Origin of the sequence: Sphingomonas sp. Leaf4 (genome assembly GCF_920939515.1) — a bacterium.
Taxonomy (GTDB): domain Bacteria; phylum Pseudomonadota; class Alphaproteobacteria; order Sphingomonadales; family Sphingomonadaceae; genus Sphingomonas.
The window spans coordinates 391,909-411,456 of sequence record NZ_CAKLBB010000001.1 but is presented as its reverse complement, the minus strand read 5'-3'; the positions used below and the strand labels follow the sequence as shown (position 1 = coordinate 411,456).

The following is a 19,548-nucleotide window of genomic DNA, read 5'->3' as shown; positions in this document are numbered from 1 at the left end:
GGCACTAGCCCCTTTGGAATGGGATCGCCGAACGCGCGATCATGCTTTCCCGGTTATTCACCATGAAGGTCGAGAAATGGTTACCAAGGCCCCGAGTCGGGGTGGGTCGCGCTTATTTCAGGTAATCGAACAACGACATGCCGGCCAGTTTGGCCACGCTGGCCTGGGTCGCCTGCAGCACCGTCATCGTCTTTTGCAGCTCGACCATGGCGCTTGGCAGGTCGGTCGCCTCGATCGCGACGCGCGCTTCGGTGCGGTCGAGCGCAACGGTGTCGAGTCGCGCCGATTCGACCTCCAGCCGCGCGGCGCGGGCACCGGCCGAGGCGCGCGCGGTCGTGACCTGCGATTCGACCTTCGTCAGATCGTCGAGCGCCTTGCCGGCGGCGGCGGGCAAGGCGGCGGCGGGATCGCGCAGCGTGGCCACCAGCGTGGCGATGGTCGCGAAGATGTCGGTCGCGTCGGCGGCACCGCCGAACACCCGTCCGCCGTCGGCACCGACCTGTACCTGCGCGCCCTCGCCGATCGGCAGCGTCGCGACGTCGCCGGTGCCGGCATAGCCGATCGCGCCGCCCGTCCCCTTCGTGAACGCCGCATCGCCGGTGCCGCCGAAGATCGGCTGACCGCGCACGTCCTTGCTATTCGCGACCGAAAGCATGTCGTCGCGGATCGCCTCCAGTTCGGTGGCGATGCCCGCGCGGCCGTCCATGCTCAGCGTGCCGCTGTTGGCGCTGATCGCCAGTTCGCGGACGCGGACCAGCCGGTCGCTCACCTGTTCGAGCGCGGTATCGGTCTGCGACAACAGCCCGCGTGCCAGCGTGATATTGGCCTTGTACGCGCCATCCGCCGCGTCGTCGCGCTTGATGCCGCCCAACCGGGTCCAGCCTGTCGCGTCGTCGGAGGCGATGTTGACCTTCTTGGTCGCGATTTCGGTCTGCAACCGTTCGGTGGTCGACGACAGGTCGGCCATGCGGGCGGCGGCGCGGTTGTAGAAGCCTGCGGTGGAAATCTGCATCGGAGCGCCTATCGGATCTGGAGCAGCGTATCGAGCGTCTCGCGCGCGACCTGGATCACGCGGCTCGACGCCTGATAGGCCTGTTGGAAGCGCATCAGGTCGATCGCCTCGGCATCGAGGTTGACGCCCGAGGCGGCATCGCGCGCGGCGACCGCCGAGTCGTTGATCGACCCTTGCGCCTGCGCCACCGTCTTGCGCGCGGCGAGCGCCGAGCCGTTGGCGGCCTGTAGCGCGACGGTGCGCGTCTCGAACTTCGCGGTCGAGCGCAGGTCGGCGAGTTTCGACAGATTGCCATTGTCGCGCGTGCCCTTGCCCGGCGATGCGGCGGCGATGGCGGCGGGATCGCTCAGCTCCGCCTTGACGGTGCCGCCGGTTTCCAGCGCGAACATCGGATTGCCGCCCTTGCCGGCAAGATCCTGCCCCCTGCCCTGCACGTCGTTCACGCCGTTCACGAATTCGGTGGCGAGTGTGGTGATCGACGCGCGCGCCTCGCCCAGCCGCGCCGCGCCCTCGGCGATGCCGGCGAGCGAGCCGCCGGTCGGCGTCAGGATCGATTCGACCCCGGCGCGGCTGCTGACGAAACTGACCGCGCCATCGGCGTTGCGGGCATAGCCGACCTTCGCCGCGTCCGACCCATGGACCAGCAGCGCGCCATCGGCCCCGCCGCCGCGCACGCTGGCGCGGCCGGCGGAATCGAAGGTCGTGGTGACGTCGGTAAGGCCGCTCATCTCCTCCAGCAGCCGGTCGCGCTGGTCAAGCAGTTGCGCCTGCCCCGCGCTGCCGTCGGTGACGCGGCCGAGGCCCTCGTTGATCTTGGCAAGGCCGCTCGACAATTCGCCGAGCTTGGCCGCATCGGCGGCGGCGGCGGTGTCGAGGTCGGCGATGGCCGAGTCGATCGCGCGGACCGTGCCGGAGAATGCCTGCGCAACACCGCTTGCCGCTTCCAGCATCGCCGCGCGCGGCGCGGTGGCGGAGGGGTCGGCGGCCAGCGCGGTGCCGGCGTTGAAGAAATCGCCCATCCGCTCGTCGAGCGCCTGGCCACCCAGCGCGCTTTCGATCCGGTCGAGCCAGACCATGCCGGTTTCGGTGCGCGCGACATCGCTGCCCGCCGCGCGGACCTGTGCCGAACGGAACGTGTCGGCGGCGCGGGCGATGCCCGATACCGCCACGCCCATGCCCGCGCCCAGCCGGACCGAGGTGCCCCCGACCTGCGTCAGCGTGGTGCTGCGCCGGACATAGCCCGGCGTCGCGGCATTGGCGATATTGTCGGAGGTGGTGGTCAGCGCCGCCTGGTGCGCCCTGACCCCGCTCGCACCGATCGACATCAGGTCGCTCATCCGTTCTTCCCTTCTCCGGAAGTAACGGCAGAAGCCGGCGCGGCTTCAGTGCTATTCGCGCCCTGTCCCTTCATCAGAAAGTCGGTCATCGCCTTGCCGATGCCAAGCGGCGTCGACACCGCCATGCTTTCGGCCACCTTCTGGTCCCACATGTCGCGGAACTGGTCGGCGGCCTTGCTCTCGAACAACGTTTCGGCGAGTTTGGTCTTGCGCATCGATTTCAGCATCATGCCGGTGAAGACCGCCTCGAAGCGTTCGCCCGCCGCCTTGAGGTTCTTTTCGCCGCCCAGCCGGCTGGTGTCGGCGTCGATGCCGGTGGTGGACCCGATGATGCTCACAGGACCACCAGTTCGGCCTTGAGCGCGCCCGATTCCTTCAGCGCCTCGAGGATGGCGACGAGGTCGGCGGGCGATGCGCCGATCGCGTTGATCGCCTTAACCACGTCGGCCAGCTTGGGGCCGGGATCGAGCAGAAACATCGGCCGCGTCTCCTGTTCGATCGTCACGCCGCTCTTCTGTTCGAGCGCGGTCTGGCCCTGGCTGAACGGCGCGGGCTGGCTGATGCGCTGGTCCTCGTCGATGCGGACGGTCAGCTTGCCGTGGGTGACGGCGGCGGGCGACACGCGCACCGCCGAGTTGATGACGACGGTGCCGGTGCGCGCATTGACGATGACGCGCGCCGCCGTCTCCGCCGCCTCGACCCGCAGGTTCTCGACCTCGCTCATCAGCATCGACCGGGTGGTCGCCCCCGGCGCGGCGCGCATCGCGACCGATACCGCGTCGATCGCGGTGGCGGTGCCCATGCCGAAGCGACGGTTGATCGCGCTCGCGACATTCTGCGCGGTGGTGAAATCGGCCTGCGCCAGGTTGAAGGTCAGCGTCGGCGCGGTGGCGAAGCCGGTGTCGACGGTGCGCTCGACGGTCGCGCCATCGGGAATGCGTCCGGCCGAGGGGATGTTGACGACGATCTTCGAGCCATCGGCACCTTCCGCGCCCAAGCCACCGACCGCGAGATTGCCCTGTGCCATCGCATAGATCTGCCCGTCCGCGCCCATCAGCGGGGTCATGACCAGCGCGCCGCCGCGAAGCGACTTGGCCTTGCCCATCGAGGCGACGGTGACGTCGATCCGCTGGCCGGGCTTGGCAAAGGCGGGCAGTTCGGCGGTAATCATGACCACCGCCGCGTTCTTGAGGCCGGGATTGGCCCCGGGCGGCAGTTGCAGCCCCATGCGCGACGTGATCGCCTTCACCGACTGCACGGTATATTCGAGATTGTCGTCTCCCGTCCCCGGCAGCCCGACGACGATGCCGTAGCCGGTCAGCTGGTTCGACCGGATGCCCTGGAACCGGCCGAGGTCCTTGACCCGTTCGGCATGGACCGGCGCGGCGGCGACAAGAAACGCGAGGATGGCGAGCAGGAAGCGCATGGATGCGGGTCCTAGAAAGGGCTGACGACCTGGAAGAAGCGGCTGAGCCACCCCTGCCGGCTGGCACGGGCGACATCGCCCTTGCCGGTGTAGGCGATGCGGGCGTCGGCGACGCGGGTAGAGGGAACGCGGTTGTTCGCGTCCACGTCGGCGGTGCGCACGATCCCCTTGATCGCGACGAATTCGTCACCGCGATTGAGCGTCACCCGCTTCTGCCCCTGCACCAGCATCGTACCGTTGGGATAGACCGCAGCGACCGTGACCGAGACTTCGCCCGACAGGGCATTGGCCTGATCCGCCTGTGCGCCGCCGTTGAAATTGCGGGTGCCCGAGGCGCGCGCGATGTTCGGGTCGAACGACAGCGGCCCCGCCGACGGCGGGGTAATGCCGAAGCCGCCGCCGCTGTCCAGCTTCGACGCCGCCGACTTGGACGCCGTGGTGCGTTCGACCAGCACGATCGTCAGCGGATCGCCGACTTTCCGCGCGCGCCATCCCTCGTACAGCGCGGCATAGCCGTCGTCCGCCTGAAAGATCGCGCCGGTGGCGACGCGCACCGGGGCCGGCGGCGCGGACAAGGTCGCGCTGTAATCCTCGGGCGGCGCTTTCTTGCCGAACAGCGGACGCGCGGTTGCCGGGCCTGCCGCCAGCGCGAACACCGCGAGGGTGGCCAGCGCCCTAGATGTTCTGGTTGACATATTTCAGCATTTCGTCGGTGGCCGAGATCATCTTGGAATTGACCTCATAGGCGCGCTGCGTCTCGATCATGTCGACGAGTTCCTCGACGACGTTGACGTTCGATCCCTCAAGCATCCCCTGCCGGATCTGGCCGCGACCGTCCTGTCCGGCGATGCCCATCGCGACCGCGCCCGATGCCGCCGTCTCGATCAGGTAATTGTCGCCGGTCGCCTGCAGTCCCGCCGGATTGGCGAAGTTCGCGATCTGGACCTGGCCCAGCTGCTGCGCCTCGGTCTGGTTCGCGACCTTGGCCGATACCGTGCCGTCGCCGCCGACCGTGACTGCGGTGGTGCCTTCGGGGATCGTGATGCCGGGCATCACCTGATAACCCTCGCTCGTCACCAGCAGCCCTTCGGCGCTGCGCGAGAAATTGCCGGCGCGGGTGTAGCCCAGCTGGCCGTTGGGCAACTGGATCTGGAAGAAGCCGTCGCCGTCCATCGCCATGTCGAGGCTGTTGCCCGTCGTCTGGAGCGAGCCCTGCGTATCGATCCGCGCGGTACCCTGCACCCGGACACCGGTGCCAAGGTTGAGGCCGGTCGCGTAGCGCGATTCCTGCGTCGACTGCGATCCGGCCGCCGTCACGACCTGATACGACAGCGTCTCGAACGCCGCGCGGTCGCGCTTGAAGCCGGTGGTGTTGACGTTGGCGAGGTTGTTCGAGATGACGCGCATCCGCATGTCCTGGGCATCCAGCCCGGTGCGCGCGATGTGCATTGCCGCATTTGCCATGGTGGTTTCCCTTTATGCCTGGATTCGCATGAGGTTGGCGGCGCTCTCGTCCATCGATTTCGCCTCCTTGAGCAGGTTGGCCTGCACCTCGTAGCTGCGCTGGTTCTCGATCATGTCGACCAGCGCCTGTGTCAGATTGACATTCGACTGTTCGAGCGCGCCCGAGCGGACCTTTGCCGTCATGTCGGCGGGCAGCGCACCGCCCCCTTCGACATGCAGCAGGTTGTCGAGGCCCTTGACGGTCTTGCTGCCGGTCGCGCTGACCAGCTTGACCTGCCCGATTTCCTGCGGCGGGGTGCCGCGCTCGGCCCCCTGCGGCACGATCAGCACGCGGCCGTCCTCGGCGATCTCGATCGACTGATAGGGCGGCACGGTGATCGGCCCGCCGGCACCCATGACCGGGAAGTGATCGCCGGTTTCCAGCGTGCCGGCCAGCGTCACCTGAAGGTCGCCACGCCGTGTATACGCCTCCGAACCGTCCGCCGCCTGCACCCCGATCCACGAATCCGACTGGACCGCGATGTCGAGGTTGCGGCCGGTGGACATGATCGCGCCGGCGCGGCGGTCCATATCGACCACCTCCTCGGCGGCGGGCGCACGCGAGTCGAGCTCGTTGTTGCCGCCCTTCATCACCAGCCGCTCGAAGTTCACGCGGTCGGCGCGGTAGCCGACCGTCGAGGCGTTCGCGATATTGTTCGCGATCGCCGCCTGCGACGCGAGGTGGCTCTTGAGCCCCGACAATGCGGTATAGACCAGACGGTCCATCGATGCTTTCCTCCGAATGACCCCTGCTTCGCAGCAAGGGTCATGCCAATTTCATCAGGTGCGGATGTTGATGATCGATTCCGTGATCTGCCCGGCGGTATCGAGCGCCTTCGCGTTCGCCTGGAAATTGCGCTGCGCCGCGATCAGCCCGACCAGTTCCTCGGTGATGTCGACGTTCGATCCCTCGATCATGCCCGATTTCAGGTCGCCCGCGCCATTCTGGCCCGAGGCACCCGCCACCGGCTGGCCCGACACGCCGGTCGCCGACCAGGTGCTGTCGCCCAACTGGCGCAGCGCGGCGGGGTTGACGAAGTTGACGATCGCCACCTGCCCCAGCGTCTTGCTCTCGCCGTTCGAATAGCTGGCCTTGACCAGCCCCTTCTCGTCCACCGCCACGCTCTGCAACTCGCCGACCGCGACGCCGTCCTGCGTCTGGGTGGCGACCTTGAACGGCGTGGCGAGTGAGGTCGACTGGGCGAGGTTGAGCGAGAATTGCTGCTGCGCCACGCCGCTGGGCGGCATGAACGCCCCGAACGTCACCGCATCGGTCGGCGTGGTCAACTTACCCGCCGCGTCGAACGTCATCTGGACCGACGTATTCTCGCCGGCTTTCAGCGGCTGGTCGCCGATGAAGCTGTGGACGTTCCACGTGCCCGACAGGTCGGCGGCGGCACCCGCGGCGGTTTCCACCGGCGCGGTCGCGCGCTGGAAATAGCTGGTCATCGTCATCGGATTGCCGCCCGCGTCATAGACGGTGGTGGTCGTCACCTGATTATAGCTGCTGGCATCGAAGCGATCGAACTGGGTGTTGGTCGGCAGCGTCGACTTGGCAGCGAGATTGACGTTCAGCCGGACCTCGCCGGTCGCCTTCGCCGTGCCCGACGTCTCGGCGAGCTTGAGATCGGTCAGCGCGCCCATCGTCTGGCCGATGACGTTGCCCGATCCGTCGACCGGATAGACCTGCAACCGCTTGCCACCGGCGTCGGTCACGAACTGCTCGGCATCGACCCGGAACGATCCGTTGCGGGTATAGTTGACGCCGCTGCCCGCCCCCTTGACCGCGAAGAAACCATCGCCGGCGATGGCGAGATCGAGCGCGCCCGACGACTGGGCCAGATTCCCCTCGCCGAACTGCTGGCGGTTGGCCTTCATCACGCTGCCCTGCCCGATCATCTGCGTCGGCGAGCGGGTGAAGTTGCTCGCCATCACATCGGCGAATTCGGCGCGGCTCTTCTTGAAGCCGGTGGTCGAGACGTTGGCGAGGTTGTGGCTGATCGACGACATGTCGTTCTGCGCCGACTTCAGGCCGGAGAGCGAGGTGTAGAAGGACATCGGATGCTCCTGTGGAGAAAGGGCTGGCTCAGGCGGCCTGGCGGATGGCGGACGGGGCGATATGGCCGACCCCGGTGACGTTGAGGACGGGCTGGCCATCGGTCAGCGTGACCGAGGTGACCGGCGCCCAGACGAGATTGCGCGCGGCCACGGCCTTGCCGTCGGTGCCGGTGGCTTTCGCGGTGATGGTGAACGGACCCGATCCGGCGGGCGCGCCGCTGTCGGTCGTGCCGTCCCAGTCGTAGCCGACCGCGCCTTTCCCTTGCGCGCCCATCGCGACCTGCCGCACGACAGTGCCTGCCGCGTCCTTGATGGTCAGGTCCACGGCACTCGCATCGCCGTCCAGCTCGACCGCGCCGGTCACGCCGCCGTCGCTGCGGGGGTAGGCGGTGACCCCTTCGGTCAGCACGGTCTTGCCGACCCATGACAGCGCGTCGGCCGGGGTCGATGCGCCCAGCTTGTCGGCGATCGCCTTCATCGTGGTCGACATCTCGGTGATGCCGGCCAGCGACGAGAATTGCGCCATCTGCGCGACCATCTGGGTATTGTCGACCGGCTTGAACGGGTCCTGGTTCTTCATCTGCGCGGTCATCAGCGCGAGGAAATCCTCCTGCCCAAGCGAGCGCTGGCCGAGCTTGGCGGTGCTGGTCGCATCGGTGCCGGTGCGCTGGATGCCCAGACCGGCGACGGTGGTTTCATAGCTCATGGCGGTCAGCGTCCCAGCTTCAGGGTTTCGGTGATGAGCGTCTTGGCGGTCGACATCACCTCGACGTTGTTCTGATAGGTGCGGGCGGCCTCCATCATGTCGACCAGCTCGCGCGATTCATCGACCGCGCTTTCCCAGACGTTGCCACTGGCATCGGCCATCGGGTTGCCCGGATCGTAGCGCTTCGTCGGGTTCTCGCCGGCGGTCACGACCTTCTCGACATCGACCGTCGCAAGTCCCGTCGCGCGATCGAAGCTGGTGCGGAACACCGGCTTCATCGTGCGGAACGCGCCGCCTTCGGTCGACGATACCGCGCCGGCGTTGGCGAGGTTGGAGGCGGTGGTGTTCATGCGGACGAGCTGCGCCGACATCGCGCGCCCGGCGACCTGGAACAGATTCATGGGACCGGGCATCGCCTATTCTCCCTTCAGCGCGCGGGTGATCGTCGAGATGCGGCCGTTCAGGAACGAGAGCGTCGTCTGATACGCCACCGCGTTTTCGGCGAAGGCGGTCTGTTCGGTCGCGAGTTCGACGGTATTGCCGTCGAGCGATGCCTGAAGCGGCAGGCGATAGAGCGTGTTGCGCCCGATCGTCGCATCGGCGTCGCCGCCCATCTCGACGCCCGACAGCGCGGCGCGAAAATCGATGTCCTTCGCCTTGAAGCCGGGGGTCGAGGCATTGGCGATGTTCGACGCCAGCACGCCCATGCGCTGTCCGCGCACTTCGAGCGCGGCACCATGTACCCCGAACAGACTGTTTTCGGCCATCGACCCTTGTTCCCCAACCGGCACGCTCGCTGCGCGTCGGGCATGGATCAGCAAGGGGCGTGCCAGTTTCGGGGTGTGAGCCGGGCGAGTGTTGCAGCGTACCCCCTCGTCATTCCCGCGAAGGCGGGAATCCATAGCCGCTACGGTCGCAGCATGAGGGGCAACGTCGGCGTATATGGATTCCCGCCTTCGCGGGAAAGACGAAAAGAAGGAGGGCACGGCCCGCATCAAAAGCCGTCATTCCGGCGCAGGCCGGAATCCATGGTCACGGGCGGCATCGAAGGAAGCGCGTCGCTTCGTATCCGTGGATTCCGGCCTTCGCCGGAATGACGGGTGCCACGACCGGCAAGGCGGCATGCCGCCCGGCAATCGCTTGCCGGCCCTGAACTTGGCATCGTGCTTGCAGGAGCGAACGCGATGCTTGCCGCCCTTGCCCCCTTCGCCGATCCTCTTGCCGCCGCGTTCGTCGTCGGCGGGACGACGCTGGCGATCCTGATCCGCACGCCGGTCGCGGTCGTCGCCCGCGCGCTGCGCGCGGTCGGCGCGATCGGGCGCGCGCCGTTCCTCGCCGAACCGGTGCTGGAGCAAATCGACGCGCTGGGGCGGATCGCCAAGCGGCATGGGGTGATGGCGCTCGACAAGTCGCGGATCGCCGATCCCGATACCGCCGCCGCGATCGCCGCGATCGTCGATGGCGCCGGGCCGGGCCAGGTCGAGGCGCTGGTCCGCCACCGTGTCGCCGCGCGCGCCGAACGCCATCTCGCCGCTGCCGAGATGTGGGGCGCGGTCGCCGAACTTGCCCCCGCGTTCGGCATGGTCGCGACGCTGGTCGGGCTGGTCAGGATGTTCATGGCGATGACTGACCCGGCGACGATCGGACAGGCGATGGCGATGGCGCTGCTCGCCACCCTGTATGGCGCGGTGATCGCCGCGCTGGTCGGCATGCCGGTCGCCGGGCGACTGCGCGCCCGCGCGCGTGCCGAGGCGTTCGAGCGCAGCCGGCTGGAAACGCCGCTGGTCGCGCTGGCCCGCCGCGAACGACCGCAGTTTCGCGAGGCGGCGGAATGATGCTCGCCCGGTTCGATACCGCGCCGGGGCGGCCGCTGTGGCTGACGACGCTGGCCGATCTGTCGCTGCTGCTCGTCGGCTTCTTCGTCTTTCTGCAGGCGACGCAGGGGACCGATCGCCCGGCGCTGGCCGAGGGCATCCGCGCCGCGTTCGATGCGCCGCCGATGACCGTCGCCGGCCTCGCCCTGCCCGGCTTCGCGGTAGGATCGGCGGTGTTGCCGCCGGATCACGCCCGGCTGGTCGCCGAGGTGCGCGATGCCGCGCGCGACCCGCGCATCGCGGTGACGCTGACGGGGTCGAGCGACGGCGACAGCGATCCCGCAACCGGCAGCGCCGCGATCCTCGCCAGCGACCGCGCCCGCGCGCTCGCCGCCGTGCTCGTCGCGCAAGGGGCGGTCCGCCCCGCACAAATCGTCCTTGCCGCCCCCGCCACCGGCGGACGCGGCGTCCGTATCGATCTGGGCTTTGCCGGCGACCCGGCAAGCGCTTGCCGCCCGGCAGATGCCGGTTGCCGGCCATCCACAGGAGTGACCCGATGATCCGCCCGTTCCTTGGCATCCCGCTGCTCGCGCTGGCGCTGCCCGCGATCGCGCAGGGGTTCCAGCCGACCGCGCAACTCGATGCGGCGGTCGCGCAGTTCACCGGCGTGGGCGTGGGTCAGGTAGGCGGCGCGCAGATGCCGGTCGATCCGCGCCTGAAACTGGCGCGCTGCGCGATGCCGCAGTTCGGGTGGCTGTCCGATCGCAAGGACGCGGTGGTGGTGAGCTGCATGGCCCCGGCGTGGAAAATCTATGTACCGGTGCGCCGCGCGGTGCCGGTGGCGCCGAGCGCACCGGCAGCAGCGGTGATCGCCGCCGCGCCGGTGAAGGCCGAACCGGTGATCCGGCGCGGCGACCCGATCATGGTCGAGGCCGGCGCGCGCGGCTTTTCGATCACCCGCGACGGGGTGGCGATGGGCGACGCGCCCGCCGGGGGACGGTTGATGGTCAAGGTCGACCCCGCCAAACCACCGATTCAGGCGGTCGCGATCGAGGCGGGGCGGGCCGCGCTGCCGGGCTTTGCCGGCTAAATATTGCCCTTCGAAAAAATGCCGGTAATTTTTCCTAAAGGACTTTGCCGATCGGCCGTTACCCTCTGTGTCAGCAGTTCGTACAAGGACGAGGGACATGGTAGACCCGATCGGCAATCGCCCGATAGTAACGACAGGCCCGCGTGGCGTCACGCGGGTGCAAGCCCCGTCGCCGACCGCGCCCGTCGCGAGCGTCGATACCACCGCCCCCGTCGACAAGACGAGCGCGGTCGCGAAGACCGCCGCGTCGCTCGCCCAGTCACCCCCGGTCGATGTCGACCGGGTGGCGATGATCCGTCGCGCGATCGAGGAAGGCCGCTTCCCGATCTCGCCCGCGACCATCGCCGACAATCTCATCGCTCTCAAATTCGATTGGATCAGCCGTGAACCGTCGTGAAGCCCTGATCCGCGTCATCGACAGCCTGCATGCCGAGATCGCGGCATTGCAGGCCAACGACATGACCGCGCTCACCACCGCCACCGCGACCAAGCTGGCCAGCGTCGAGGCGGTGGCCGCCAACGACGATACGCCGATGGACGACGAGCTGCGCATGCTGACCGGCGAGGCGAAGCGGCTGAACGAGACCGCGCGCATCTACGTCAACCTGATGGCCGCCAACGTCCGCCGCCGGATCGAGCAACTGGGCGGCGGGGCGTTGCCGTCCTACCGGCCAACGGCTGCCGCCCGCAGCCCGCGCATGGCGCTGGTGGGGTAGGACTATAGTACGCCCCTCCCTGACAAGGGAGGGGTCGGGGGTGGGTCGGCCTGCGAGGGAACGACAGCATCCGCCCCGAGCCTACCCACCCCCAGCCCCTCCCTTGTCAGGGAGGGGAGCGGTTTAATCCCGACAACCGTTGGAACTGGCACGCCCCTTGCTCTGCGTATCCCCGAACAGGGGAAGCAAAGTCGAGCCGATGAGCGTCGTTCCGCTACACAACCGAGCATCCGTCCAGAACGCCATCGCCAGCGCGAGCGCGCGGACCGGCGTGGACTTCCATTATCTGCTGGGGCAGGCGCAGGTCGAAAGCGGCCTGCGCGCCGATGCGCGGGCGGGCACGTCGTCGGCGACCGGCCTGTACCAGTTCGTCGAACAGAGCTGGCTGGGCGTGGTGAAAGCGCATGGCGCCGAACATGGCCTCGGCTGGGCGGCGGACAGTATCCAGCGCAGCAGCTCGGGACGCTATTACGTCGCCGATGGCGCGACGCGACAGGCGATCCTCGGCCTTCGCAACGATCCGCAGGCCGCCTCGCTGATGGCCGCCGAACATGCCGCCGACAACAAGGCCGCGTTGGAAGGCACGTTCGGGCGCGAGGCGAGCGGCACCGACCTGTATATGGCGCATTTCCTCGGGCTGGGCGGCGCACGGCAATTCCTTGCCGCCATGGCAGACAATCCCGGCCGGTCGGGCGCGGCGATGTTTCCAGCGGCGGCTCGCGCGAACCGCTCGATCTTCTTCGGCGAGGGCGGGCAGCCGCGCTCGCTGACCGACATCTACCAGCGCTTCGCCGCCAAGCTCGATCGCGGGACGGTGGCGGGCGGCGGTTCGGGCAACGCATCGGGGATGATGCAGCGCGCGGTGCAGTTGAACGGCTTCGACGGCGAGGTCGTGCTGGGCAACGAGGCGCAGGGCAATGACGATGCGTGGCTGGCGACGACGCTCGCCAACCTGAACGTCGTGCGCGGCAAGCGCAGCACGATGAACGTGCCGCTCTCCGTCGCCTCGCTCTATCGCCCGACGCCCGATTCGGCGCGGCTGGCCTATTCGATCCTCGCCAATCTGGGAGTGTCATGATGCAGGCGGTGCTGAGCAACCCCCGCCTGCTGCTGCCGATGCTGCGCGGATCGGCGCTGCCCGGCGCGATCCTGCTGCTAGTGCTGCTGATGGTCGTGCCGATCCCGGCGTTCATGCTCGACATCTTCTTCGTGATGAACATCATGATCTCGATCGCGGTCCTGATGGTCGCGCTCAACGCGCAGAAGCCGCTCGACTTCTCCGCCTTCCCGACGGTGCTGCTGTTCGCCACGCTGTTCCGCCTCGGCCTCAACGTCGCGTCGACCCGCGTGGTGCTGGTCCACGGGCATGAGGGCGAGGCGGCGGCGGGCCATGTGATCGAGGCGTTCGGATCGTTCCTGATCGGTGGCGACTATGTCGTCGGGCTGTTCGTCTTCTCGATCCTCATCATCATCAACATGATCGTCGTGACCAAGGGCGCGGGGCGCGTGTCCGAAGTGTCGGCGCGCTTCACCCTCGACGCGCTGCCGGGCAAGCAGATGGCGATCGACGCCGATCTGAACGCGGGGCTCATCACCCCCGACGAAGCCCGCGCCAAGCGGATCGAGACCGGGGCCGAAGCCGATTTCTACGGCGCGATGGACGGTTCGTCGAAGTTCGTGAAGGGCGACGCGGTCGCCGGGCTGCTGATCCTCGCGATCAATATCGTCGGCGGCCTCATCCTCGGCGTGGTCAGCCACCAGATGGCGGTGGGTCAGGCAGCGCAGACCTATGTGCTGCTGGCGATCGGCGACGCGCTGGTCGCGCAGGTGCCCTCGCTGCTGCTGTCGATCGCCGCCGCCGCGATCGTCACCCGCGTCGCCTCCACCTCCGACCAGGATCTGGCCGGACAGATCGCCACGCAGTTCGCCTCCCACCGCACTTGGGCGCCGGTCGCCGGCATCCTCGGGCTGCTGGCGATGCTGCCGGGGATGCCGTTCCTCGTCCTCGCCCCCGCCGCCGGCATCGCCGGCTATGGCTCGTGGCGATTGAGCCGCGCCAAGGCCACCCCCCCGCCCCCGCCGCCGGTGCCCGAAGCGGTCGACCTGTCGCGGATCGGCTGGGACGAAGTGGCCGACACCTGCAACATCATGCTCGACGTCGGCTATGGCCTTGTCCCGCTGGTCGACGAGCGCAAGGGCGCGCCGCTGATGGGGCGGATCACCGGGGTGCGCCGGCAATTGTCCAAGGATCTGGGCTTCGTGGTGCCGCAGGTGCGGGTGCGCGACGACATCAACCTCGCCCCCTATACCTATCGCATCATCATCGGCGGCGTCGTGGTGGGCGAGGACGTGGCGTCGGCGACCGAGATGCTGGCGCTCGATACCGGACAGGCGGTCGGCATGCTCGACGGCAAGCTCGCCAAGGACCCGACCTTCGGATTGGACGCGGTGTGGATCCAGCCGGGTGACGCCGATGCGGCGACCGGTGCCGGATACCTCGTGGTCGATCCGAGCACGGTGATCGCCACCCACCTCAATCATATCCTGACGACCAACGCCGCCGACCTGCTGGGGCCGGACGAGGCACAGTCGTTGCTCGACGGGTTGAAGGAGCGCGCCGCCAGCCTCGTCGCCGCGATCTGCCCGCAGCCGCTGACGCTGACCACGCTGACACAGGTGCTGCGCGCGCTCTTGGCGGAGAACATCCCGCTCAAGGAGTTCCGCCGGATCGCCTCGGCGATCGCGGTCGTCGCGCAGCGGACGCAGGATGCCGACGAGATCGTCGAGCTGATCCGGCCGCAACTGGGCGCGCTCATCATCCAGAAGCTGTGCAGCGTGCGCGAGCCGCTGCGGGTGATGACGCTCGACGGGCATCTGGAGGCGCTGCTGGGACAGGCGATGCGCGCCGATCCGTCGCGCCGCCATGCGATCGAGCCCGATCTCGGCCGGCGCATCGTCGACGCGCTGACCCATGCCGCGCAGCCGCTGATGGCCGAGGCCAAGCCGTTCGCGCTGGTCGTGCAGCCGTCGATCCGGCTAGCGATCCGCAAACTCGTCAAGACCTGCCTGCCCGATACCCCGGTGATGAGCTTCTTCGAGGTTCCCGAGGACAAGGCCGTCGAAGTCGTCGCCGTGATCGGCGCACCGGAGGCACTCGCCGCATGACGCAGCTTCAGCCCGCACCCGCCCTCTATACCCGCACCCAGCGGGCGAGCGGCGATACCGACGCGATCGTCCGCCGTCATCTGCCGCTGGTCCGCCGGATCGCGTGGCACGTCCATGGCCATATGAGCAGCATGGTCGACGTCGAGGACCTCGTGCAGATCGGCCTCGTCGCGCTGGTCGAGGCGGTGCCGATGTTCGAGGACCGCGGCCAGGTAACGTTCGAGCAATATCTGTCCACGCGGCTGCGCGGGGCGATGATCGACGAGCTGCGCCGGCAGGCGACGATCAGCCGGGGCGCGATGCAGCGCCGGCGGCAGTATCAAAAAGCGGTGACGGGCCTCACCACCGAACTGGGCCGGGCACCGGTGCCGGCCGAGATCGCGACGCGGCTGGGCGTGCCGCTGGCCAAGCTCCGGCAGGACTATGCCGACATCCAGTCGCTGCATTTCGATTCGATCGACGACGTCTATACCGACGAAGGGCCGTGGTTCATGGACGAAGGCCCCGATGCGTTCGAGGCGCTGGCCGAGGGCGAGTTGCGCACCCGGCTGATCGCGGCGATCTCGGCCTTGCCCGAGCGCGAGGCGCAGGTGGTGCAGCTTTATTACGTCGAGGAGTTGAACCTCGAGGAGATCGGGCAGGTGCTGGGCGTCGGCGCGGCGCGGGTGTGCCAGATCAAGAAGAGTGCGCATGATAGGTTGAAGAAGGCGTTGCGCGCCGGGTGACGCGTAGCGCAGCTACGCCGAACCGCCCGAGGCGCGCACGGCCGGCGGCGCTGTAGGCGCCGTCCGACGACATGGGCTTTGCCCGTGGCGGGCCATGGGTCCGATCGACCTTCGAGTGGAACGCCGACAATCTTGCTTCCCAGTAGGAAGGTTGCGCTCCACAACCGGCCGACCCACCCCCGCCCCCTCCCTTCCAGGGAGGGGAGGAACTGAACCACTGCCGGGCAGGAGCCGCGACGTCAGCGTGTATGGATTCCGGCCTTCGCCGGAATGACGATGGTGGGTGGTACGGGCGGTTCGCCCTCGGTCGCCCGCGTCCGATCGACATTCGGCGCTCCGCAGCGCACCAACCGGCATTTCGGATCGAACGCGCTATCCGCTTCGTCACCCCCGGACTTGTTCCGGGGTCCACCTAGCCACACACGCTACCGCACAAGGCTCGGGCGACACCGATTGCCGAACCGTGGACCCCGGAACAAGTTCGGGGTGACGATACGGAGCGGAATGTCGCGTCCGCAGTGCCACCCAATTCCCCCCAAAGTTGACAAAGTTTACACTAACGACGCGCCGGGCAAGGCGTAGCGCAGCTACGCCGAGCCGCACGAGGCGCGGCCGGCCGGCGGCGCTGACAGCGCCGTCCGACGACACGGGCTTTGCCCGTGGCGGGACATCGAGTCCGTCGGAACCACTCCCGGTCAGGAACCGCAGCGTCGGCGTATATGGATTCCGGCCTTCGCCGGAATGACGATGGTGGGGGGTACGGACGGTTCGCCATACGACGCTCGCCGCCCGCGGGCTGCGAACGAGCAACACGGGTCGCGGTGCGGAGCGGCGGCGGAGCGGCATCCGCCCGGCCTAGTATAATGCGCACCCTGTAGGACAGCGCACGCGCGAAACCCCCGGGGGCGCGTGGGCCACCGGGGGTTCGCGGTTCGCAGCCTTGGTCCGGTCCCGCCGCCTGTCGAGCAGGGGGGAGACGTCGGGACCGGACAGCGTGGGGCTTAGCCGAGCAGCTTGAGCACGCCCTGCTGCGACTGGTTCGCCTGGCTGAGCATCGCGGTCGAGGCCTGGGCGAGAATCTGCGACTTGGCGAGCTGCGTCGTTTCGGTCGAGAAGTCGGCGTCCTCGATGCGGCTGCGCGCGTCGGTGAGGTTCGTCATGTTCTGCGTCAGGTTGTTGACCGCCGAGCTGAGGCGGTTCTGCGTGGCGCCGAGCGATGCACGCAGGCCGTTCACGTCCTTGAGCGCATTGTCGACGTTGGTCAGCGTGGTCGCCGATGCGGTCGCCGCCGATGCGTCGGCCGACTTCTGCGCGGTCGACACCACGATGTTGGCCGATGCCAGCATCGCCTTGGTGCCTGCCTTCAGCGCTGCGTCGGTCGCCGAGGGATCGCCGTCGACGACCTTCTGCGCGTCGTCGACAGCGGTCTGCTGTGCGGCGGTGTTGGTGCCCTTGGCGGTCGAGATGGCGAGCGATGCCTTGGCATCGTTCAGCGACTGCAGGCTGGCGTCGTAGTTGGTCTGCGCCGAAACCTGCTCGGTCTTGGCGGTCTTGAGCGCCGTGGCGGTCACGGTCGAACCGGCGACGTTCAGGCCGTCGGCGGTCAGCTTCGTGGCGTCGAGCGACTTGATCTTGATGTCGACCGTGTTGTCCGAGGTCGCGCCGACCTGGATCGTCAGCGACTTGCTGTTGGCGTCCTGGCCGGTCTTGTCGAACAGCTTCACGCCGTTGAATTCGGTGCGGTCGAGCACGTCGTTGATCTGTGCGGTCAGCGCCGAGACTTCGGTCTGGATCGTGGCGCGGTCGTCGGTGCTGTAGGTGCCCGACTTGGCCTGCACGCCCAGTTCGCGAACGCGCTGCAGCATGTTCGACACTTCGTTCAGCGCGCCGTCGGCGGTCTGCGCGAGCGAGATGCCGTCGTTGGCGTTGCGGACGGCCTGGTTCATGCCGCGGATCTGCGAGGTCATCGACGACGAGATCGCCATGCCGGCGGCGTCGTCCTTGGCCGAGTTGATGCGCTTGCCGGTCGACAGGCGCTCCATGGAACTCTTCAGCGCTTCGTTCGCCTGGGTGTTGGCGTTGGCGGCGCGCAGCGAGCCGATGTTGGTACCGATAACACTCATGGTAATGTTCTCCAGTCTGTCTTCGGCGACCCCGCATCCCCCCTGAAAAGCGTTCGGGAACGAAGCTGCCACAGGGAGTAACGGCGGCCCGGCGGCGGATTTAAGCGAAAAAATGCGGGCTTTTCCGGCGGCTCGCGCGCGCGCGAGTACGTACGCGGAGTACAGAGCCGAATCGGGAGTCATTTTACCGGGTGTTAACCAGACTCGCGGCAAAGGATTGTCATCCAGTGGGGAACCATTCGCCGATGCGCTCGATCTATCCATCCGCCGCCGTGCTCGCTTCCAAGTTCACGCTCGTCTCGTCGCTGCGTGCGCAGGGCTTCGCGCTGGCGAATGCCGGGCAGAAGCCGGGACCGGGCGATGTGTTCGTGGTGATGGACGGCGAGGTGCCGCCGATCGCGGCGCGCACGCTGATCCTCGCCGATGGCCCCTGCCGCGCGGTGCCGTTCGCCGACGGGCGTCCGGCGCGGCTCACCTACACCAACGGCGATGCCGAGCTGGCGCATGCCTTTGCCGCAGCACTCCTGCGCGGCCGGCACGAGGCGGTGGCGGCGGACCCGGAAAGCCTCGCGCTCTATGCGCTCGCCCGCCGGGTCGCGACCGCCGACATCACCGTGCTGGTGAACGGCCCGACCGGCACCGGCAAGGAAGTGCTGGCGCGCACGATCCATGCCGAGAGCAACCGGTCGGACGGCCCGTTCATCGCGATCAATTGCGCCGCGCTGCCCGAATCGATGCTGGAGGCGATGCTGTTCGGCCATGTGAAGGGCGCGTTCACCGGGGCGGCGGCGGCGGGCGAAGGCTTCTTCCGCGCGGCGAACGGCGGCACGCTGCTGCTCGACGAGATCGCCGAGCTGCCCCTCTCCCTCCAGGCCAAGCTGCTGCGGGTGTTGCAGGAGCGCGAGGTGGTGCCGATCGGCGCGACGCAGGCCGAGGCGATCGACGTGCGCGTCGTCGCCTGCGCCAACCGCGATCTGCAGGAAGAGGTGGCGGCCGGGCGGTTTCGCGCCGATCTCTATTACCGGCTGAGCGTCTTTCCGCTCACCACCCGCCCGCTGAGCGAGCGGCCCGACGATGTGGCGGCGCTGGCCGCCGCGATGATCGCGCGCCATGCCGGGCACCGGGGCGAGCTGCCATGGGTCAGCGACGATGCGCTGGCCGCACTCGTCCGCCACGACTGGCCGGGCAATGCCCGCGAGCTGGAGAATGTGATCCAGCGCGCGCTGCTGCTGGGCGTGGGCGAGGCGATCGAGGCGCGCGACATCATCTTCGACCGGCCCGCCGGATCGACCCGTGGCGCGATCGAGACGAAGGCGGGGACGCTGGGCAACATCGTGCAGATCCACGAATTCGCCGCGATCCGCCGGACGCTGGAGGAATGCGGCGGCAGCCGGATCGAGACGGCGAAGCGGCTGGGCATTTCCGAGCGCACGCTGCGCTACCGGCTGGCCAAGGCGCGCGAGGCCGGTGAGCCGATCGCCCGCGCGATGGCGGTGTCGGCATGAGCGGGATCGGCGGTGTCGGCGGTGCGATGAGCATCGACCGGGTGATGCAGCTTCGCGCGCAGATCCTCGAACGCAACCAGGCGCTGTCGCGCGCCAATGCCAGCATCGCGCCGCAGCCGATGCCGGCGGTGGCCGAACCGGTCCGCCCGGCGAGCTTCACCGATACCTTCACGCAGGCGCTGAAGGGGGTGAACACCCAGCAGAACCGCGCGAGCGAGCTGTCGGCGATGTACGAGCGCGGCGAGACGGTCGACATCGCCAAGGTGATGATGGCGCGCCAGCAGGCATCGGTCGGCTTCGAGGCGACGCTGCAGGTCAGGAACAAACTCTTGTCCGCCTACAAGGACATCATGAGCATGCCGGTCTGA

Annotated in this window: 22 protein-coding genes; 10 read left to right on the top strand and 12 right to left on the bottom strand. The window is 68.3% G+C overall.

Going from position 1 to position 19,548, the window contains the following annotated elements; translation table 11 throughout:
- Positions 1-112 precede the first annotated feature (112 nt).
- From LRA89_RS01810 to flgB, 11 genes are read right to left on the bottom strand one after another with little or no spacing between them, the layout of a single operon-like run.
- Positions 113-1,012 carry a flagellin N-terminal helical domain-containing protein gene (locus LRA89_RS01810; protein WP_055758206.1) on the bottom strand — a complete coding sequence of 300 codons (900 nt, stop codon included), beginning with the start codon at positions 1,010-1,012 and terminating at the stop codon, positions 113-115.
- 8 nt (positions 1,013-1,020) lie between these two features.
- Positions 1,021-2,349, bottom strand: a complete 1,329-nt coding sequence (gene flgK / locus LRA89_RS01805; RefSeq protein WP_230635928.1) for a flagellar hook-associated protein FlgK — start codon at positions 2,347-2,349, stop codon at positions 1,021-1,023.
- Positions 2,346-2,687, bottom strand: a complete 342-nt coding sequence (locus LRA89_RS01800; RefSeq protein WP_329958501.1) for a rod-binding protein — start codon at positions 2,685-2,687, stop codon at positions 2,346-2,348. The genes flgK and LRA89_RS01800 overlap by 4 nt, the downstream gene beginning before the upstream one ends.
- Positions 2,684-3,775, bottom strand: coding sequence for a flagellar basal body P-ring protein FlgI (locus LRA89_RS01795; RefSeq protein WP_230635926.1), 1,092 nt, complete (start codon positions 3,773-3,775; stop codon positions 2,684-2,686). The genes LRA89_RS01800 and LRA89_RS01795 overlap by 4 nt, the downstream gene beginning before the upstream one ends.
- 11 nt (positions 3,776-3,786) lie before the next feature.
- Positions 3,787-4,470, bottom strand: a complete 684-nt coding sequence (locus LRA89_RS01790) for a flagellar basal body L-ring protein FlgH (RefSeq protein ID WP_230635924.1) — start codon at positions 4,468-4,470, stop codon at positions 3,787-3,789.
- On the bottom strand, positions 4,451-5,239 hold the full coding sequence (gene flgG, locus LRA89_RS01785) for a flagellar basal-body rod protein FlgG (protein WP_055758190.1): 789 nt from the start codon (positions 5,237-5,239) through the stop codon (positions 4,451-4,453). The genes LRA89_RS01790 and flgG overlap by 20 nt, the downstream gene beginning before the upstream one ends.
- A gap of 12 nt (positions 5,240-5,251) precedes the next feature.
- Positions 5,252-6,004, bottom strand: coding sequence for a flagellar basal body rod protein FlgF (locus LRA89_RS01780; protein ID WP_230635923.1), 753 nt, complete (start codon positions 6,002-6,004; stop codon positions 5,252-5,254).
- Positions 6,005-6,058: 54 nt separating this feature from the next.
- Positions 6,059-7,336, bottom strand: a complete 1,278-nt coding sequence (locus LRA89_RS01775; protein WP_230635921.1) for a flagellar hook protein FlgE — start codon at positions 7,334-7,336, stop codon at positions 6,059-6,061.
- 28 nt (positions 7,337-7,364) lie between these two features.
- Positions 7,365-8,042, bottom strand: coding sequence for a flagellar hook assembly protein FlgD (locus LRA89_RS01770; RefSeq protein ID WP_230635919.1), 678 nt, complete (start codon positions 8,040-8,042; stop codon positions 7,365-7,367).
- A 5-nt stretch (positions 8,043-8,047) separates the two neighbouring features.
- Positions 8,048-8,455: a flagellar basal body rod protein FlgC gene (gene flgC, locus LRA89_RS01765; RefSeq protein WP_230635917.1), complete on the bottom strand. Its 408-nt coding sequence runs from the start codon at positions 8,453-8,455 to the stop codon at positions 8,048-8,050.
- Between the two features lie 3 nt (positions 8,456-8,458).
- Positions 8,459-8,809, bottom strand: coding sequence for a flagellar basal body rod protein FlgB (gene flgB, locus LRA89_RS01760; RefSeq protein ID WP_055758174.1), 351 nt, complete (start codon positions 8,807-8,809; stop codon positions 8,459-8,461).
- A 417-nt stretch (positions 8,810-9,226) separates the two neighbouring features.
- Here flgB and LRA89_RS01755 point away from each other — a divergent pair, with 417 nt between their 5' ends.
- The 8 genes from LRA89_RS01755 (at position 9,227) to LRA89_RS01720 (ending at position 15,552) form a co-directional block, all read left to right on the top strand.
- On the top strand, positions 9,227-9,877 hold the full coding sequence (locus LRA89_RS01755) for a motility protein A (protein WP_055758171.1): 651 nt from the start codon (positions 9,227-9,229) through the stop codon (positions 9,875-9,877).
- Positions 9,874-10,416, top strand: a complete 543-nt coding sequence (locus LRA89_RS01750; RefSeq protein ID WP_056498864.1) for an OmpA family protein — start codon at positions 9,874-9,876, stop codon at positions 10,414-10,416. The genes LRA89_RS01755 and LRA89_RS01750 overlap by 4 nt, the downstream gene beginning before the upstream one ends.
- Positions 10,413-10,946, top strand: a complete 534-nt coding sequence (locus LRA89_RS01745; protein ID WP_230635915.1) for a flagella basal body P-ring formation protein FlgA — start codon at positions 10,413-10,415, stop codon at positions 10,944-10,946. The genes LRA89_RS01750 and LRA89_RS01745 overlap by 4 nt, the downstream gene beginning before the upstream one ends.
- Before the next feature lie 97 nt (positions 10,947-11,043).
- The gene (flgM, locus tag LRA89_RS01740; RefSeq protein ID WP_082448124.1) at positions 11,044-11,343 is read left to right on the top strand and encodes a flagellar biosynthesis anti-sigma factor FlgM; all 300 of its coding nucleotides are present in this window, start codon (positions 11,044-11,046) and stop codon (positions 11,341-11,343) included.
- Positions 11,330-11,662, top strand: coding sequence for a hypothetical protein (locus tag LRA89_RS01735; RefSeq protein ID WP_055758158.1), 333 nt, complete (start codon positions 11,330-11,332; stop codon positions 11,660-11,662). Before flgM ends, LRA89_RS01735 begins: the two co-directional genes overlap by 14 nt.
- Before the next feature lie 199 nt (positions 11,663-11,861).
- Positions 11,862-12,740 carry a lytic transglycosylase domain-containing protein gene (locus tag LRA89_RS01730; RefSeq protein ID WP_230635913.1) on the top strand — a complete coding sequence of 293 codons (879 nt, stop codon included), beginning with the start codon at positions 11,862-11,864 and terminating at the stop codon, positions 12,738-12,740.
- Positions 12,740-14,827, top strand: a complete 2,088-nt coding sequence (flhA, locus tag LRA89_RS01725; RefSeq protein WP_230768866.1) for a flagellar biosynthesis protein FlhA — start codon at positions 12,740-12,742, stop codon at positions 14,825-14,827. The genes LRA89_RS01730 and flhA overlap by 1 nt, the downstream gene beginning before the upstream one ends.
- Positions 14,824-15,552, top strand: coding sequence for a sigma-70 family RNA polymerase sigma factor (locus LRA89_RS01720; protein WP_230635911.1), 729 nt, complete (start codon positions 14,824-14,826; stop codon positions 15,550-15,552). The genes flhA and LRA89_RS01720 overlap by 4 nt, the downstream gene beginning before the upstream one ends.
- Before the next feature lie 1,001 nt (positions 15,553-16,553).
- Here LRA89_RS01720 and LRA89_RS01715 read toward each other — a convergent pair.
- Positions 16,554-17,675 carry a flagellin N-terminal helical domain-containing protein gene (locus LRA89_RS01715; protein ID WP_055758150.1) on the bottom strand — a complete coding sequence of 374 codons (1,122 nt, stop codon included), beginning with the start codon at positions 17,673-17,675 and terminating at the stop codon, positions 16,554-16,556.
- 245 nt (positions 17,676-17,920) lie between these two features.
- Between LRA89_RS01715 and LRA89_RS01710 the strand changes: the two genes are divergently transcribed.
- On the top strand, positions 17,921-19,180 hold the full coding sequence (locus tag LRA89_RS01710; RefSeq protein ID WP_230768865.1) for a sigma 54-interacting transcriptional regulator: 1,260 nt from the start codon (positions 17,921-17,923) through the stop codon (positions 19,178-19,180).
- Positions 19,177-19,548: a flagellar hook-basal body complex protein FliE gene (gene fliE / locus LRA89_RS01705; RefSeq protein WP_055758144.1), complete on the top strand. Its 372-nt coding sequence runs from the start codon at positions 19,177-19,179 to the stop codon at positions 19,546-19,548. The genes LRA89_RS01710 and fliE overlap by 4 nt, the downstream gene beginning before the upstream one ends.